Origin of the sequence: Knoellia aerolata DSM 18566 (genome assembly GCF_000768695.1) — a bacterium.
Taxonomy (GTDB): domain Bacteria; phylum Actinomycetota; class Actinomycetes; order Actinomycetales; family Dermatophilaceae; genus Knoellia; species Knoellia aerolata.
Window position 1 is genome coordinate 41,764 of sequence record NZ_AVPL01000011.1, and the last position, 15,350, is coordinate 57,113.

Here is a 15,350-nt window from a genome sequence, read left to right on the forward strand (position 1 = left end):
ACTCCGCTGCTCGGGTCGTTCTTCAGCGTCCCTTGCTCGACGCAGGCGCCACAGCCAACACCCGCCACCCACTTGCCAACGCGCGGGAACTCAAAGTGTAGATATCTGTAAGCCTGTCTAAAATCCCCTTATACTGAGTTAGGAACTTCTATAGGAGGATGTTGTGGACGAGGTCACGAACCCCTATATGCCCGGAGCTGGGATGCGTCCCGTAGCCCTCTTGGGACGGGACGCACAGCAGGACCAGTGGACGACCCAGCTCGCCCGCGCCGAGCATGGTCGGCCTGGGCGCTCGTCCGTGCTCTACGGGTTGCGTGGTGTCGGCAAGACCGTGCTGCTCGGAAAACTCCACGAAGAGGCCGAGCAGCGCGGGTGGGTCGCAGGATTCATCGAGGCGGGCACGGGCAAGGGCTTGCGCGAGCTTGTTGCCGAGGCTTTCCAGCTCCCCTTGCTCAACCTCGCCCGTCCTAGTGCCAGCGAGAAGATCAAGGCCGCCCTCAAGACATTCGTCTCGTTCAAGGCAAGCGTGGACTCAACGGGAACCTGGTCGTTCGGCCTGGATCTCGACGGGTCTGATGGTGGCGGCGCGGATTCGGGCGCGCTCGAAATGGATCTGCTCAGGCTGATCCTCGACCTCACCACTGCGACTCGAGAGGACGGCAAGGGTGTCGCCTTGCTGATCGACGAAGCGCAGGATCTGACCAATGCAGAGATGGCGACACTGTGCTCCCTCGTGCACATCGCCAACCAACGGTCCCTGCCGTTCGTTGTGGCCCTCGCCGGCCTGCCCAGCCTGCCGGCGGCGCTGGCGGAGGCGAAGTCCTACACCGAGCGGCTCTTCCAGTTCTCTCACATCCAGCACCTGCCCGACCACGACGCCCGTGCCGTGTTGACCGAGCCGGCCAGACTCGAGTCAGTGGAGTGGGAGAGCGATGCTGTCACCCTGGCCGTTGAGGTCTCCCGCGGTTACCCGTACTTCCTGCAGGAGTTCGGGTCCAAGACATGGTCCGTTGCACCCGGTCCCGGTATCACTCAGCGTGACGCCGAGCTGGGGTGCGCTGAAGGGCTCCGTGAACTCGACAACGGCTTCTTCCGGGCACGGTGGGATCGCGCTACCCCGCAGGAGCGCGACTATCTGAAGGCGATTGCGATCGACGGTGACGCGGGGTCCAACTCCAGGGCTGTGGCCGATCGGCTGGGCAAGTCGATGAGTCAGATCAGTGTGGCCCGCTCGAACCTCATCGCCAAGGGTCTGATCTACGCGCCCGAGCACGGCCGCGTCGCGTTCACGGTCCCTCAGATGGCTGACTTCATCTCCCGGCAGCACGCGTAACCGTCGACGTCGCAACCTCTGCGCGCCGGGCGTCGGCTTCCCGTTGTCTGCGCAGCTTCAAGTCGTCATCTTCTGGCTGAAGTCCGGGCATGACGGTGGCCAGTTCCTCCGGCGCGGGGTCCAGATCGATGTCCTCCAAAGAGAACTCGTCGTGGCCGCCGGCCACGAAGGTGTACGACCTGTCGCCGCTGGGGCACGCGTTGTCTGCCACGTTGTAGTCGCGGATGATGACCGTCGCGGGATCGCGTTCTCCGGTCATCATCGTCGAGGCGGTCAGCCCCTCTCCTGGCCCGGAAAGAACATCGGCCACGGTGTACCTGTCGTAGAGCAGGTCCCGGGCGTACTCCTCCGCATGCTCCACCGTCTCGAATCCCGACACCAAGAGCACCGTGTCGCAGACCACTCCCTCGCACAGAGGATGCAGCGACTCGTCGCAGTCGCCGAACTCAATCTCGAAGCGCGACAACGTCGCGGCGTTCTCATCCGCGTCCATCCGTCCTTTCCCTTGATCAGTTCGTGAGGGTCGTTCCCTCACGGGTGGTGACAGGCGCCCCACAGGCCGCGTTGCCTCTGTTCGGCGGCCCTCTCAATGTCGAGGTAGTACCGCGACAGCTGGTGGTTTTCCAGCGCTCGGAACGACGTGGCATGGCCCTGCTCGAGGAGGTACTCGGCGACGTCTTGGCCGGCAACGTTGACCTGACGTAGGAGCCGGTCGTAGCGATCGCGGTCGTCGACGTCGTCGACGGAGAACGCGAGAACTGATTGGCCCTCGAGCAGCTCGCCCAGCGCGACGCCCGCCTCTGCGCTCCAGCACTCAGCCGGGCGCGGGTCGTGGGCGAGCTCGGGTGCGTCGACGCCCACGATCCGGACCCGTTCCCGTGCACCACCAACGGTGGCACGCAGGGTGTCTCCGTCGACGACGGCGACATTCGTGAGCGTCAGCGGGGCCTTCCCTGAGGTGGCGCTGGTGAGCGGCGCGGCGCACCCTGTCAACAGGGTCGTGCAGACGACCAGCGGGGTGACGTTCTCGAGGAAATGGTGACGCGTCATCGTTCTTTTCACCTGCTTCAGTCGACGATCTCGCCGGTGCCGGTGTCGACCGCGAGGCCGTCGTCGACGACTCGGAGCTGCGGGCCTTGCGGTTGCTGGCTGGCCCGCGATGCCCGTTGAGTCTGCTGATCAGCGTTGAAGGCTCGTCTGCGTTCGTTGACCTGCTCGTCGCTGACGTGGCGAGCGAATCGGCCCTTCGCGGGCCAGTCCTGGTGCCCTTCCTCGCAGTAGTTGCGTGTGCGGCCTTTCATCCGGTCGATGAAGGAAGGCAACGCGTATCGGTGCCACTCCTCGAGTGCATCGCTGGTCAGGGCCCGTCCTGCCCTGCGCCGCTGGTCGGCGATGACGGCTATCTCGTGCACGAGGTATGGGTGTTGCGGCCAGCAGGGCGGGATCATGGCCGACACGTCCCACACGTACTCAAGATTCAGCCAGGTTGCGACCGCCTCAAGCCAGGACCACACCTCCAACCGCAGCTGGGGTTGAGTCAGACTTGCCGGGTCCCAGGGGCGCGGCAGAAGGTTCAGGTCGCCGAGCGCTTTCCTCTGCGCATCCGTACCGGTGTCAGCTAGGTCGAGTTCTCGGTAGGCCTGCTGGATTCCCTTTCCAGGCTCGGGAAAGCTTCGAATGATCGGCGCCGCCCGCGGTGGGGTGACTGGGGAGCCTTGGACGGTGCTCATGGTTGGGTGAAGCTGTAGTCGGTCGGGCTTCCGCTGTCGTGCAGAAGTCCTCGGCGCCGCGCCTGGACGAGCGCCGCGGTTGCCCGCGCCTCGGGGGTCACGGTCATGCGCTGGTTGTCACCGAGCCGGGTTCGCAGCTCGGATTTTTCATGCAGGAGTTGCTTGCCCGTCTTTCCGGTGATGCATCGGTCCAGTTTAGCGATGATCGGCTTGCCGTTCTCGGAGACGACGAGAGCATGCCCCTCCTTCAGTTGGCGCACCTCTGCCCCGGTCAGGATGGGGATGTCCTCACCCACGACGTTGCGCCCGCCCATCTGCCCGGACTGCCAGCTGCTGCGACTGATCCGCACCGGTCCGAGGAGGTCGGAGATCTCCTGGTTGAACGCAACATCTTTGCTCCCACCGAACAGAACGAGGTTGTTGGTCAGACCGAGAAGGGTTCGGGCTTCCTGCTCCCCGAAGATCGCGGACAGTTGGGCGCGGGTCTGCGCCGCCCAGATGAAGGCCATCCCCAAGGCTCGCTCGTTGGCCATCCGGGTGCGCAGCGTCGGCAAGGGCGCCGTCGACGGCAGTTCGTCGAGGCAGGCCAGCATCGGTGGGCAGAGCCGGCCGTGCGGTGACCGTTGAGCTGCCGCGAGGCCGGTGTCCAGCACGTGTTCGGCCACGGCTGTCATCAATGGCGAAGCGCTGGCGTAGGGGTCCTCCCTGCCGAGCAGGTAGATCGTGCCTGCGCGGCGGATGACGTCGGCGATGTCGGTGGCGGACCGGCCGGGTCCGGGGACGCACCGCTTCCTGATGTGTTCTTGGAAGAACAGGGACATGGCTTGCTGCACGGTCGTGATGGTGTTGCCGGCTGTGCGGTCGTCCCCGTGGAGGGCGCCGTGGAGCAGCCCATGCCAGAACGGTGCCGCGTGCGGGTGCTCGCGCAGGATCTCAATCGGGTCCGAGGTGCTGTGCGGGTTGGCCACCCAGCGCAGCACGTCTTCCAGCGTGCGGCCCGTGAGTGCTGCAGCGTGGAAGAACGCCTGAATCACTTTCGCTGCTTCAGCGGCGTAGAAGCGGGCTGCGTCGTCCCCGTGACCGCCGGCGACCGCACCCTTGACGGTTCCGGCCGTGAACGCCTTGGCGCGTCGTTCGGCCACCATCGGGTCGATGCACCCTTCGATGGGGTCCCAGACGAGCTCCGGCAGTCCTTGGGTGATCCCGAAGGGGTCGAGGACGACGCAGGGTCGGTCGTCGCTCGAGCGGGCGGTGAAGCTGAGCAGCAGGTCGTCGGCCTTGGTGAGGGTGACCAGGGCTGCACCGGGCGCGTTGAGCAGTGCCGGGATGAGAGTGTCGAGCGTCTTTCCGCTGCCCTGTGGGCCGATCACGCCAGCGGTGCGGTCCCAGGGCACCCACAGTTCTCCCCCGCTGGGTTGACGGGCACGCCCCAGACGCCACCCAATCTGCCGTGGGTCGACCTTCTGCTTGAGTTTCATCGCTGCCGCTTCCCGTAGAGGTCGGGGCGGATGACTGCGGCGTTGCGGCGCAGTCGGCTTCGCCCCAGGAGCTTCTCGGCTTCTGCCCGGGTGGCCATGCCGTGGACCCGGGAGGGACCCCACTGGTCCCAGGCGATCTTGCTCGCCCACAGTATGAGGGCCAAGTTGAGTGTTTCGACGATCCCGATCCAGATCAGTGTGGCGGCGGCCCCGGCGACGTGGTCTGGTCGAGGGACCAGACCCGCCCCTGCGTCTCCGCGGATGACAGGGAAGGTGCTGACGAACAGTTCCTCCCGTGGCGGGAATTGCAGGCCGGCACCGGCGATGAGGTTGGCGCCGGCGCGGCCGGCGTGTACCCCCAGGATGAAGAGGAGCACCACGACCACCACGGTCGCCAGCGGTATCTCCCAGGTCGTGGGGTGCGGGTTGACCCGTCGTGATCTCTGCATGTGTCGGCTCCTTTCACTGCCCGTAAGTCGCGGCGGCGGCTCTGACGGTCACCCGGCCTCAAACGGGCTGTCTGGAGGGTTGATCGGCCATGTTGCCGATGCGCCAGATCTCGAAGATGTTGCGCTTCGCGCCGTCGGCGTAGCTGAAGTGGCCGACTCCCTTGGCGGTGCTTCGGGCGTCGATCGTGGTCTTGGTCGTGGGATCCCAGACGATCAGGACGTGCCCGATGCGGTCAGGGCCTAGGTAGGAGTCCCAGAAGATGATGTCTCCGGGGCGTTCGTGACCGGGTTGGACCCGGAACCCGTTGCCTTTGGCGAGCCAATCCCGTTGTGCACCAGCGGTTCTGGGCATCGATATCCCGACCTGCGCGAAGGCGTTTTGGGTGAACGAGGAGCAGTCCCAGGCGTTGGGTCCGTTCGCGCCGTACACGTAGGGGTCGCCTGCGTGGCCCCCTGCCCAGGTGAGCACCTTGGTCAGGCGGTCGCTGCTCAGGGGCGGGAGTTGGGGGTTGCCGGCGCCTGCGACCCCGCAGTCGGTGGGATCTCCCAGGACGAGTCCGCCGCCGTAGGTGTGGGCGTAGTGGAGGACATCGTTGACGTACCAGTCGGCGTGGTTGTAGGCCCAGATGGCCTTCTTCACGCCGGTTGGCCCGTTGGCCACGCCACTCTTGATGAGGTAGTTCGCGGCGGAGTAGACGCTGTCGGCGTCGTTGTGGATGTCGGCTCGGCCGTCACCGTTGCCGTCGACGCCCATCGTGGCGAAAGTGGCTGGCATGAACTGCATCAGGCCTTGTGCGCCTGCGCTGGAGGTGCCCTTGTTGCGTCCGTGCCCTGTCTCCTCCATGCCGATGCCGGCCAGGAGGGTCCACGGGATCTTGTACCTGTCAGCGGCTGCCTCGTAGAGGCTTTTGATCGCCGGCGGGATGCTTGCTGGTGGGGTGTGTAGTGAGTCCTGTCTAGGCGCACCGGCTGCTGGCAGATCGAATCCGATTCCGCCTTCCGTGACGTCGCTGGGGACGGGGGTGGTGGTTGCGCTGGGGGCGACGGCCTTGCCGTTGAGGGGTGCGCCGTGCTCGAGCATGAACGGAACCGGATCCACGGCGCGGCCTCCCACGTGGATCTCGAGGTGAAGGTGCTCGCCGGTGCTTCCCCCGGTGCTGCCCTCGATTCCAAGGGTTGCGCCGAGGCTGACCACTTGGCCCGGTTTGACCGTGATCTTGGCCAGGTGCGCGTAACGGCTCACCATTCCCCCGGCGTGAGTGACGTCGACCAGATTGCCGTAGGTGCCTCGGGCCGCCGCAAACGTCACCTTGCCTCCGGCGATCGCCACCACGGGACCTGGCCCGGGAAGGGATGAGAGGTCTTGGCCGGTGTGCTGGCGCCACTCGTGGGCGATGGGATGGAACTCGTTGCCGAAGCCTCGCTGACTCACTGCGTAGGCCTGTTGGAACGGCGGTCGAAAGTCACCTGTGGCCGGGATGGCTCCACCACAGTCGACGGTGCGCAGCTCGGCCCCGATCGCCGCGCCGCCGACTACCGCCATGGCACCCAAAGCCAGGGGCAGGCACATCAACGCGAGCAGGGGGATGAGGACGAGCGCGATCTTCTTCATCGGTCCGGCCTCAGGCCGCGCCCTCGATGGCGTCATTGGTGTAAGTGAGCCGGCGCTCGGTGGGGTGCAGCACGGTCTGCACCTTGTAGGTCCGCTCTCCCACGCTCCACAGGGCGCGGCCTTTGCCTTGCATGGCCCACCCCGTCACCAGGTCACGGGTGATAGGGCCGAGGCCGAGGAGGGTCTCGAGTTCGTTGGCGACCGCCAGGTCCTGTCCGTGGAGGATCTTGATGTCTGCCAGGTGGAGCAGGTCCTTGGCGATGGCGACGGCTTGGGATCCGGTGTCGCCTGCGGAAAGCAGGTCGGATGGTTTGTGTGCGACCGCGAACTGGATGTCGCCGTCGCGACGGGATAGGCGCAGGTCTGCGTCGAAGGACTTGACTGCCTCGGGTCCGAGCCGAAGCTGTTTCCAGGACTCGTCGCGCACGACCACACGCAGGTCGCCGGCTGGGGCGATCTCTCGCATGCCTCGCCCCCACGAGTTCAAACAGGTCAGGGCGATCCCGACGGCTTCATCGCCGAGCGGGTCGAGTCGAGAGAGGCTGAGGGACTGGATGGGGGCGCGCCAGTCGACGTCGACGGTGGTGTGATCGTCGAAGAGGCCGGCCAAGGCGCCACTGACGAGTTGCCCGAGGGCATCACGCAGGAGCCGGGTGGCGTCGAGGAAGTGCCTTTCGTCGGAGTAGCGGCATTCTGCGATGAGGTCCTTGGTGGGGTTGTCGAGCAGGTGCCACAGTTCGGGGATGGTGGTTTCGCGCATTCGGGTGTGTCCTGCGGCGTAGCCGGTCAGGTGTTGCAGGGCGGCCTTGACGACAACTTCGTCGGTGGGGCCGAAGGGGACGCGCTGTTCCCCGATGCGTTGGGAGCCGACCAGACCCCGGACGAGGGTGAGCCAGCGGGAGAAGACGATCGTGGCCCGGGCCTGTGCTTCCTGCGGGCTCAGCTCGTCCCATCCGGTCAGGAGCGGCCCGAAGGACAAGGGGTTGATCCGGGCGGGCAGGCCTGGCCCGATCGCGAAGGGCTCGACCCCCAGGAATCGGCACAGCGGCTCGTACTCGTCCTTGGTGTCGCCGAGGATGAGCACCCGGTAGCCGAAGTCGATCATGCGCAGGCAGAAGCACTTGGTGGTCGCGCTCTTGCCGCGACCAGGCTTTCCGAAGCTGAAGATGTTGGAGTTGGTGACCGGGACGTCGTCGTCGAGAACCCATCCGAGAGGGTCTGCGTAGAACGCGCCACCGGAGAGCATGTCGATACCCATCTGCGCGCCGGTGGGTGGCAGGCCCGGGGTGGAGATGAAGGGCCAGAAGACAGGGGCTTGGTCGCTGGTCATGCGCCACAGCGACACGGGCGCGGAGGTGGGCGCCCACCCTCGCCCGGCGCGGCGTTCCCCGTTGCGGGGTGAGGGCCGGAACATCCGCCCCTCCTGCACCGGCGGGAGCTGCTGCGGGATGGAGGGCAGCTCGTGGCCGAAGTCGGAGAGCAGTCGCGACATGTCGCGGCCGCCGTTGCGGCGGCTGCCCAGTTTGGTAGCCATGTCAGTTGCCCTTTCTGGTCAGGCTGATCCCCATGGGGACGGTGGAGGATGCAAAGCCGACGTCTTGGGCAAGGTCGAGCCGAAGCGGCGCGAACCCGGCCCGGCGCACGGATGCGTCGAGGCGTCGGCCGTACTCCGAGGCCCGGGCGGTCTTGGGGACCGTGACCGTGACGACGGCATACGGGCGAGTGAGGCTGTTTCCCCGGGCCAGTTTCTGGTCGAGGCGGCGCACCTTGTCGGCTTCGTCTCTGGACTTGGTGCGCTGTTTGACCTTCGCCTTGTTGCGCATCTCCTCACCGATGTCGGCCGCCCATCCGCTGGTGGCGCTCTGTCGTTGCGCCGCTGACTGCGTCAGGATCGGGTAGGCCACCATGAAGCTGCGACGCTCCCCCGACGCGGTCGGAGTCAGGACCGGGGCGAGAGCGCCCATGGCGGCACCTTTGACGGGGAGTTTGATCGTGGAGCTGATTGAGTTCCAGGCGTCGTGGCTGTAGTGCCGTGCCACCGGGTCCGCCCCTGAGGGTCCGGCCATGGCCCAAGGGATGTCAGCGTTCACGTCCGGGTCGCTCGTTCGGCTGTCGAGGGCATCGACGATCCCGGCACGGTCGCCGGGTGCGAAACCGGTGCGGCACACCAGCGCCAGCTCGGGACTGGTGAGCCACTTCACGGCGGTCATGCCCATGCCGCCGCGCAGCTGCGCCTCAACCTCTGCGGCCAAGCTGTAAAGCACGCGGGCGCGACCGTCGAGGCCTCCACCTGACTCCTTGGCCTCCTTCGAGAGGCGCCCTTCTGGGACCACGATGGTGACGAACGCTTCGGTGCGCACACTGGCTCGGGTGAGGTTGGTCTGCAGCTCGTCGTTGATCTGACGAGCTGCGGTTGCCGCGGCCCCGCGGCGGTGCCGTGTGACCCATTGGTCGCGTTCGGCACCGTCCTCGGGAACGGTGCGTACTAGCAGGAGGATCTCGTCGATGAGTTCGGTTCGTGCGGCGAGGTCCAGAAGGTCGCTGAGTCCGCCGCCTTGTCTCTGTCGCTCGTCGACCTCTTTCAGCCCGATGCCGGGGTGAACCACGGACGCGGTCACCGCCCAGGTGCGGGATCGGTGGTCTTGGATGATGGCGGTCCGGGTGAACATCGCACCGTTGGGTGGGCCGTCGTGGATCTTGACGCCTTGGAGGATGCCGGGCAGGTCGGGTTCGTCTAGGTGGTCAGCTCGCCCGAGCCCTGCCTTGGAGCGGAACTTGGTCCAGCCGGTCAGCCCGCCAACTGCGAAGGCGAGGGACGCGGTGGCCCACCCTGTGGCGGACCGCCCGCGCACCGGGGTGATCGTGATCAGGAGGATGACTGCCCACAGGAGCGCGAACAGCAGCGCGGAGATCCAGGCCCCGCTGTTCATCGACCAGGCGATCGGTAGGAACGTCAGCGAGACGATCGCCAACTGCCATCCCGACAGCCCGAAGAACCAGCCGATGCGAGCTCGGGAGTAATCCGCGTAGATGACTGCCATGTGTCGTCCTTCCTAGACCGGCACGACGGGGATGGCTCCCGCGCCTGCTCCTGCTGCTCCTGCTCCTGCACCTGCACCTTCTGCTCCTGCGCCGCCCCCGCCAGGGCTGGGCAGCCCTGCTCCGCCGCCGCCGGGCGATGGGCCCCCGCCTCCAGGTGCAGATGGGAGCGATGGGGTGGGTGGGGTGGGCAGGGAAGGGGTGGGTGCCCCGTCGGTGCCGGTCGCCGCAGGGTGGAGGTCCTGGTCGGGGCTACCGCTTCCACCGATTTGGGGGTTGTTCCCGTCTCCACCCTTGGGTCGACCGCCGCCGCTGCGTTTGGTGGAGGTGAAGTCGGGGACGTAGTTGTTGTGACCGACCCCCATCTGGTTGGTCAGGTCCGCGCCCACCGAGGCGCCGGTGGATCCGATCTTCTCCATGGCTCCTATGCCGGCGGCGCCAGCCTGGCCGAGGGCGCCGCCGAATTTGCCCATCATTCCGGCCGTGCTGCCGTTGAACCGGCTGCTCGTCGAGTCCTCGCCGGCGCTCTCGCCTTGCGATTTGCCGTTCTCGTCGGTGGCGGAGGCCGCGGAGTTGCTGTCGCTGGCGCTACCTCCACCGAGCCCTCCCAGCAGTCCGGAGATCCCGCCTTGTGCGGAGAGGCCGGTACGTAGCGCCGCGCCGGAGGTGGTGCCGGGGTCGGTGAACGCGAGCAGTTTGAAGAGTGCGAGTGGACTGAAGCAGCCGATGCAGATCAGGACCACGCCGGGGACTGCGGTGCCGATGGCCTTCTCCAGCTCGTTGGTCATGCCGGTGGCGACGCCCGATGTCATCTGTACCCCGATCCCCAGGACGAGGATCATGAGGACTGGGGTGAAGGCAGCGGCGTGGAACCACCGGAAGCTCTTCCAGAACCAGTCGCGGCCGAAGTCGGAGGACAGCCCCGCGGCCGCGATGGGTGTGGTGGCAGCGAGTACGAGCAGCGAGCCGGCCCGGGCCAGCATGACGAGCAGGTGCCCGATGGCGGCGAACACCAGAAAGATGGCGAGCACCATGAGGACTGTGGCCACCGTGCCGTCGGAGATGTCGTGGACGGAGATCTGCGTGCCCAAGGGTTCGAACTGTGCCCATTTGTCGATGTGCAGCAGTTTGTTCATGAGGGCTTTGGTGAGCCCGCCGACGGCCGCGAGGAGCGCGACGCCGTAGCCGAGCCAGGCGGCCCAGACCATGAGGAACTGGCCGGTGCCGATGAGGAGCTGCCCCACCGAGCGACCGTCCCTGCGGAAGGCAGAGATTCCCAGCTGCGCCAGGGACAGCGTGATCATCAGGGTCAGCGCGATCCAGAACGTGATCTTGTAGATCTCCGCGCCTGGGCCAGTCTCGCTGAGGTCGGGAGTGGTGAAACTGTCGACGATCGTCAGCACCAGTTTGAGCAGCCACAGCCCGGCGTTCCACACTCCGAGGCAGACCGCGGTCCATCCGTCAGCGACGACCTTGCCCGCGGCTGATGCAAGGTATTCGAACGGATTGAACATCGTCAGTTCACCCCCGAGTCCTCGGCGTCGACCCAAGTACGCCAGCCGGCCTTGACCGCAAGATCGGTGTCTGGCCAGGTTGAGGGTGCGGTGGCGGGCAGTTCGCCGGGGGCGATCATCCACCGCCCGCTTTGGTCGTCCCCGACCCACTGCATGCGTTCGCAGTACCCGTACGCCACCCGAGCCTCGGTGGTGATGACGGCCCTCATGTCCAAGAGCACGCAGGCGAGCACCCAGTCCGACCCATCGATGCCCTTGACCTGTGCTGCCGTTGGGTGGGCGCTGACGGTGATGAAGGGGTCCTTGGTCTGCCCCTGTTGGGCGCTGGCCAGGAACGCCTGGACGTTCTTGATCAGTGGCCAGTCAGCAGCTCCGACACCGCCCGGCAGGGCCCACTGCTCGTAGACGTCGTTGGCGTGCGGGATCGACATGCCCTGCAAAACGGTGGTCTCGATCGCCGCCAGTTGTCCGATCGCCCCCGCCGGTGACTTGGGGAATCCGGTGGGCACCTCGACCGGTCCCGTCGTGGTGGCGGCGGGCACGGCCAGCACCGGTGCGGGGGTGGCCGCCGGGGTGCCGGCCTTGGAGTCGTCCGGTTCCACCTCGAGCATGGGGGCGGCCGCGACTGCGTCCCGGTGAGCCTGACCGTGGGACTCCCCCGCGGCCCCAGTGCGGATTTCGGCCGAGCCGGGTTCCACGGGCGAGGTGTCGGCGGACTTCACTGCGTAGAGGACCGCCAGGCCCAGGCCGACAAGGCCGACCAGCACGACGACGACTCCGCCGGCGAGGACGGCTAATAGTCGTGGCCTTCCCCATGACCCGTCGGTGAGGTGCGTCGCCTGAGCCATCAGATGCAACCGGACCCGGTCATGGCGCGGACCACGCCTGGCAGCACGAGGTAGGCGATGACGGCGAGGAAGACGACGACGACCCCCACGATCCCGGCTTTGCTGGCATGGGGCATGCCGAACACTCGCCCGGCCACGATGGAGCCGATGCCGACGACGACACCAACGAAGAACAGGAAGATGACGCCCCACAGGACGTAGCCCATGAGCTGGTCGGCGTACTTCTGGGCCTGAGGTGGCGCAGTGGGGCACACCGCTGTCGGGAGGGCGGTGAGGTGGTAGGTGATCGTGTTCAGCATGAGGAGTCCCCTTCTCGGTGGTTCTTGGCTTGGACACGCCGAAGCAGATGGGTTGTTGCGGTGGTCAGTGCCGGCGGTAGCGGTCGCGTGTCGAGGCCGCGGCTGGCCAGGTCGCGGTCTTCGGGGATGTCGATGAGGTGCCCGTTGCCCTCCAGAGCACGGGTGAGGGCGCCCATGGTGTGGTCGATGCCGCGTGCCCACTTCTTTCGTCGGGGGCCGACGACGGCGGCTACGACGTTGGCGCCCTCGAGCAGCGCCAGGGCCCCTTCCAGACGTCGCAGGCCGGGCACGGTGGCCGAGGTGACAACGACGACGGCCCGCGCACGGTGCACGTGTTCGCCTATCCAGCAGGGCGTGGCCAGGACCTGCCCGAGCTCCCAGCCGATATCGAGGACAGTCAGACCCAGTGGGCTGATGGGTGGCGGGGGCGGTGGGACCTCGTCGATCCCGAGCAGCACGTCGGTGCCGCGCTCGAGGGTGACGTTGTCTCGGGTGCCTCGGGTCCACCCGCTGCCGACCCGCCCGAGCTCGGCAGTGGCCGCAGCCGCTAGGCCGGTCGCGGTGACGGTGCAGCACTCCACGACGCGGGCCGAGTCAGCGACGGTGGCGATCGCCAGGGCGACGGTGCTGGCACCGGTGTTGCCGCCGCATCCGATGACCGGGAGGACATCCTCATCGGGATCCCACGTCGGCGCGGGCTTACCGTTGCCGGTGTCCTTCGGGCGGCGGCTCGGGTCGGTGCGGAACTGTCCGGCCTGTACGGCCTGCCAGGCACGCTTCAGCTCGTCGACGCTGATGGCGGCGCGCGGAGCCGTCTGGGTCGCACTCATCGGGTTCGCTCTCCCAGTGCGCGACGTCGGGCAGCGAACAGCTCACGCAGGTCGCCGGCGTCGAGACGGGCCAAGGCGGCCTTCGCAAGCTGCGCTTGGCGGAGCCTGGTCATGCACTGGTCGAGGTCCTCGAGGACGGCGGCGTCGCTGTTGGCCACGTCCATGAGTCGCTCGATCTCTGCGGGGTCAGTCACTGTCATCACCTCGCCTTCTAACGCCGGATGGGGGTCACTGGCGGTCTTCATCAGGCAGACAGCTTTCGTGCGTCTCGCAGCGCTTGGACCGAGCGTCGGGTCCGGCGGCGGATGGTGATCGGTGAGACACCGTGGCGGTGAGCGACCTCGGTGGAGACGTCGTTGGAGAGCAGCCCGGCATGCCCGCGACCGGCACGGCGCGGCTGGTGCCGGTCCGCGGTGGCGGCGACGTCGACGAGCAGCTCCCGGTCGCCTTCAGTGATGACTCCCTTACTGCAGGCCCACTCCAGGAGCTCGGCCAGTTCGTGTTCGGGCTGGGTCTCGGCGGCCGGGCCAGGAAGGACCCCCCAGACGTCCTCCGTGGGGGCAATCAAGATGCTTCGGGACCATGCCGGGTCCGCAGCCACACCCACTGCGAGATCCCGCATGACCGCCTTGCGGGCGTTCATCAAAATGTTGGCGGCGACGCGGCGTCCACGCTGCCACGGGAAGGTTCGAGCCTCGACCCACAACTGGGCGGCGAGGACCTCGTCGATGCTCGGGGTCAGGGTCGCCAGTCGAGCTGCGAGAAGGCTGGCGCCGGGCAGAAGAAGCCAAGCCAACGCTCCCGTAGCGGCGAGGTCATCGCCGCCTTCGGGTGAGGCCAGTTCGGCCAACGCGAGCAGCACCCGGTCTGCGTCCGCGGGTTCGGCGTTGCGCATCCAGGCGGGCAAGTCCAAGAGGTCCTCGACGACCTCGAGTGCCTCGTGCTCGAGACGCCAGCTGCTCCAGCGATCCCTGGCGAGGGCCAGCATCTTGTTGTCAGGGTCATCCAGACCGAGGTTCCTTGCGACGCTCATTTCGAGCTCCTTCCGCCGTGTGGGCATGGAAGGAAGATCCCGATCGGGCGTCCCCGAGGTTGTCCCCACCCAGCGCGAATCGCTGGGGGGTACGACCTTCTAGAGGTAAGCGGTCAGGTCTGTGACCTGCGCAAATGCAACGTCCCCCCGAAAGTTGAAGAAGTTCGTGATGGAGGAGTTGCCACACATGCCTCGCCCTGGCTGAAAGGCCCTACTCAGAACGGTCAGGCAAGCGGTCACGAAGCGTTCCCTCGTCGAGGTCGAAGATCGCCCGTCGGTCGGACGGGTCCACAGGGAAATCTGCGACCACGGATCGAGCGCCGTCGTGCCCATGAGTGCTTGGTCCACGAAGGCTGCGTCACACCGCCCACTGTGGGGCAGTGTCACAGCGCCCACTGTGGGCCCCATTCGCCCAATTAGGGCTGTCGCCCGGATGCGGCGGCCCCACTGAACCGCGTTGCCCGCTCACTGTTCCAATCGCCCTGGAGTCGCAGTACGCCGTCGGCCACGTCGAAATCAACCGTATCTTCCGTCAATCAAGGATGACGGCCGACCTGCAGCGGGGGCCTTTGAAGCAACTGGGACTCGTGCGGCTTTACATCACGGAGGATCAGCCCCATAGCGGCTGATTAGAAGCGGCGTTGCCCGCGGAGATTGGTAAGGTAAAGCGTCAATGCCCCCGCCAGCAGCGCCCCTCCGATGTAGCCGAGGTTGTCGTGTTCGGGGTTCACCGCAAGCGGGCTCCACCACCCAGGAAGACTATCTGCGGGCGTGACGACGTAGCTCATGAATACAGCGAAGATCGCGAGCAGGCCTGCTGCCTCGTCCCAAATGAGTGTGAATCCTAGGGGGACGGCCCACAGCACTCCGGTCAGGTACATCTTCGCAATCCACGACCCATCCTTCGGGGGGAGGTCCGTCGCCAGCAGCAATGCAACCCAGAGACCTGTCAGAAGAGCAACCCACATCGCTCTACGCAGGTACCCGGTGTCCAGCCACAGGTCACCGGCGGCTCGGGAGCGAATCGCCATGGGACCAATGGTGGATCCGAGCAAGAGGGCTAACACGTTGGAGCGTATTGCGAGCAGTTGAGCTGAAATGGGGTTGGGAATGTCCACGGTGAGCACTACGGAAATAGTGAGAACAAGCGGGACGATCGCCAACACATAATGCCCTCTGTGGTCA

At 66.6% G+C, this 15,350-nt stretch carries 16 protein-coding genes; 1 reads left to right on the plus strand and 15 read right to left on the minus strand.

What is annotated here, in order from left to right; all coding sequences use genetic code 11:
* The first annotated feature begins 163 nt into the window (after positions 1-163).
* Positions 164-1,333: an ATP-binding protein gene (locus tag N801_RS06435; protein ID WP_035935067.1), complete on the plus strand. Its 1,170-nt coding sequence runs from the start codon at positions 164-166 to the stop codon at positions 1,331-1,333.
* On the opposite strand, the gene N801_RS06440 is transcribed toward N801_RS06435, so the two are convergent.
* From N801_RS06440 to N801_RS06510, 15 genes are all read right to left on the minus strand, one after another.
* On the minus strand, positions 1,311-1,826 hold the full coding sequence (locus N801_RS06440) for a hypothetical protein (RefSeq protein ID WP_035935069.1): 516 nt from the start codon (positions 1,824-1,826) through the stop codon (positions 1,311-1,313). The two genes, N801_RS06435 and N801_RS06440, sit on opposite strands and share 23 nt — an antisense overlap.
* Before the next feature lie 38 nt (positions 1,827-1,864).
* The gene (locus N801_RS06445) at positions 1,865-2,383 is read right to left on the minus strand and encodes a thermonuclease family protein (RefSeq protein WP_052112684.1); all 519 of its coding nucleotides are present in this window, start codon (positions 2,381-2,383) and stop codon (positions 1,865-1,867) included.
* 17 nt (positions 2,384-2,400) lie between these two features.
* Positions 2,401-3,063 carry a hypothetical protein gene (locus N801_RS06450; protein ID WP_052112685.1) on the minus strand — a complete coding sequence of 221 codons (663 nt, stop codon included), beginning with the start codon at positions 3,061-3,063 and terminating at the stop codon, positions 2,401-2,403.
* Entirely contained in the window at positions 3,060-4,541 is a 1,482-nt protein-coding gene (locus N801_RS06455; protein WP_035935072.1) for a type IV secretory system conjugative DNA transfer family protein, read from the minus strand. The genes N801_RS06450 and N801_RS06455 overlap by 4 nt, the downstream gene beginning before the upstream one ends.
* Entirely contained in the window at positions 4,538-4,990 is a 453-nt protein-coding gene (locus N801_RS19605; RefSeq protein WP_052112686.1) for a hypothetical protein, read from the minus strand. The genes N801_RS06455 and N801_RS19605 overlap by 4 nt, the downstream gene beginning before the upstream one ends.
* A 58-nt stretch (positions 4,991-5,048) precedes the next feature.
* Positions 5,049-6,602: a peptidoglycan DD-metalloendopeptidase family protein gene (locus N801_RS19610; protein ID WP_052112687.1), complete on the minus strand. Its 1,554-nt coding sequence runs from the start codon at positions 6,600-6,602 to the stop codon at positions 5,049-5,051.
* A gap of 10 nt (positions 6,603-6,612) precedes the next feature.
* Positions 6,613-8,136 carry a putative type IV secretion/conjugal transfer ATPase gene (locus tag N801_RS06470; RefSeq protein WP_035935075.1) on the minus strand — a complete coding sequence of 508 codons (1,524 nt, stop codon included), beginning with the start codon at positions 8,134-8,136 and terminating at the stop codon, positions 6,613-6,615.
* 1 nt (position 8,137) lies between these two features.
* Positions 8,138-9,643 (minus strand): SCO6880 family protein, encoded by a 1,506-nt coding sequence (locus N801_RS06475; RefSeq protein WP_035935078.1) that lies wholly within the window; start codon positions 9,641-9,643, stop codon positions 8,138-8,140.
* A gap of 12 nt (positions 9,644-9,655) precedes the next feature.
* Positions 9,656-11,155, minus strand: a complete 1,500-nt coding sequence (locus N801_RS20605; RefSeq protein WP_035935081.1) for a type IV secretion system protein — start codon at positions 11,153-11,155, stop codon at positions 9,656-9,658.
* Between the two features lie 2 nt (positions 11,156-11,157).
* Complete coding sequence (locus N801_RS06485) at positions 11,158-12,003, minus strand: hypothetical protein (RefSeq protein ID WP_156996528.1); 846 nt, start codon at positions 12,001-12,003, stop codon at positions 11,158-11,160.
* On the minus strand, positions 12,003-12,302 hold the full coding sequence (locus N801_RS06490; protein WP_035935084.1) for a hypothetical protein: 300 nt from the start codon (positions 12,300-12,302) through the stop codon (positions 12,003-12,005). The genes N801_RS06485 and N801_RS06490 overlap by 1 nt, the downstream gene beginning before the upstream one ends.
* Positions 12,296-13,132 (minus strand): hypothetical protein, encoded by an 837-nt coding sequence (locus N801_RS06495; RefSeq protein WP_035935086.1) that lies wholly within the window; start codon positions 13,130-13,132, stop codon positions 12,296-12,298. Before N801_RS06495 ends, N801_RS06490 begins: the two co-directional genes overlap by 7 nt.
* Positions 13,129-13,326, minus strand: coding sequence for a hypothetical protein (locus tag N801_RS06500; RefSeq protein ID WP_156996530.1), 198 nt, complete (start codon positions 13,324-13,326; stop codon positions 13,129-13,131). The genes N801_RS06495 and N801_RS06500 overlap by 4 nt, the downstream gene beginning before the upstream one ends.
* Before the next feature lie 50 nt (positions 13,327-13,376).
* The gene (locus N801_RS06505; protein ID WP_035935092.1) at positions 13,377-14,165 is read right to left on the minus strand and encodes a hypothetical protein; all 789 of its coding nucleotides are present in this window, start codon (positions 14,163-14,165) and stop codon (positions 13,377-13,379) included.
* 629 nt (positions 14,166-14,794) lie between these two features.
* A complete protein-coding gene (locus tag N801_RS06510) occupies positions 14,795-15,331 on the minus strand; it encodes a hypothetical protein (protein WP_035935094.1) in 537 nt (178 codons plus the stop codon).
* Positions 15,332-15,350: the final 19 nt, after the last annotated feature.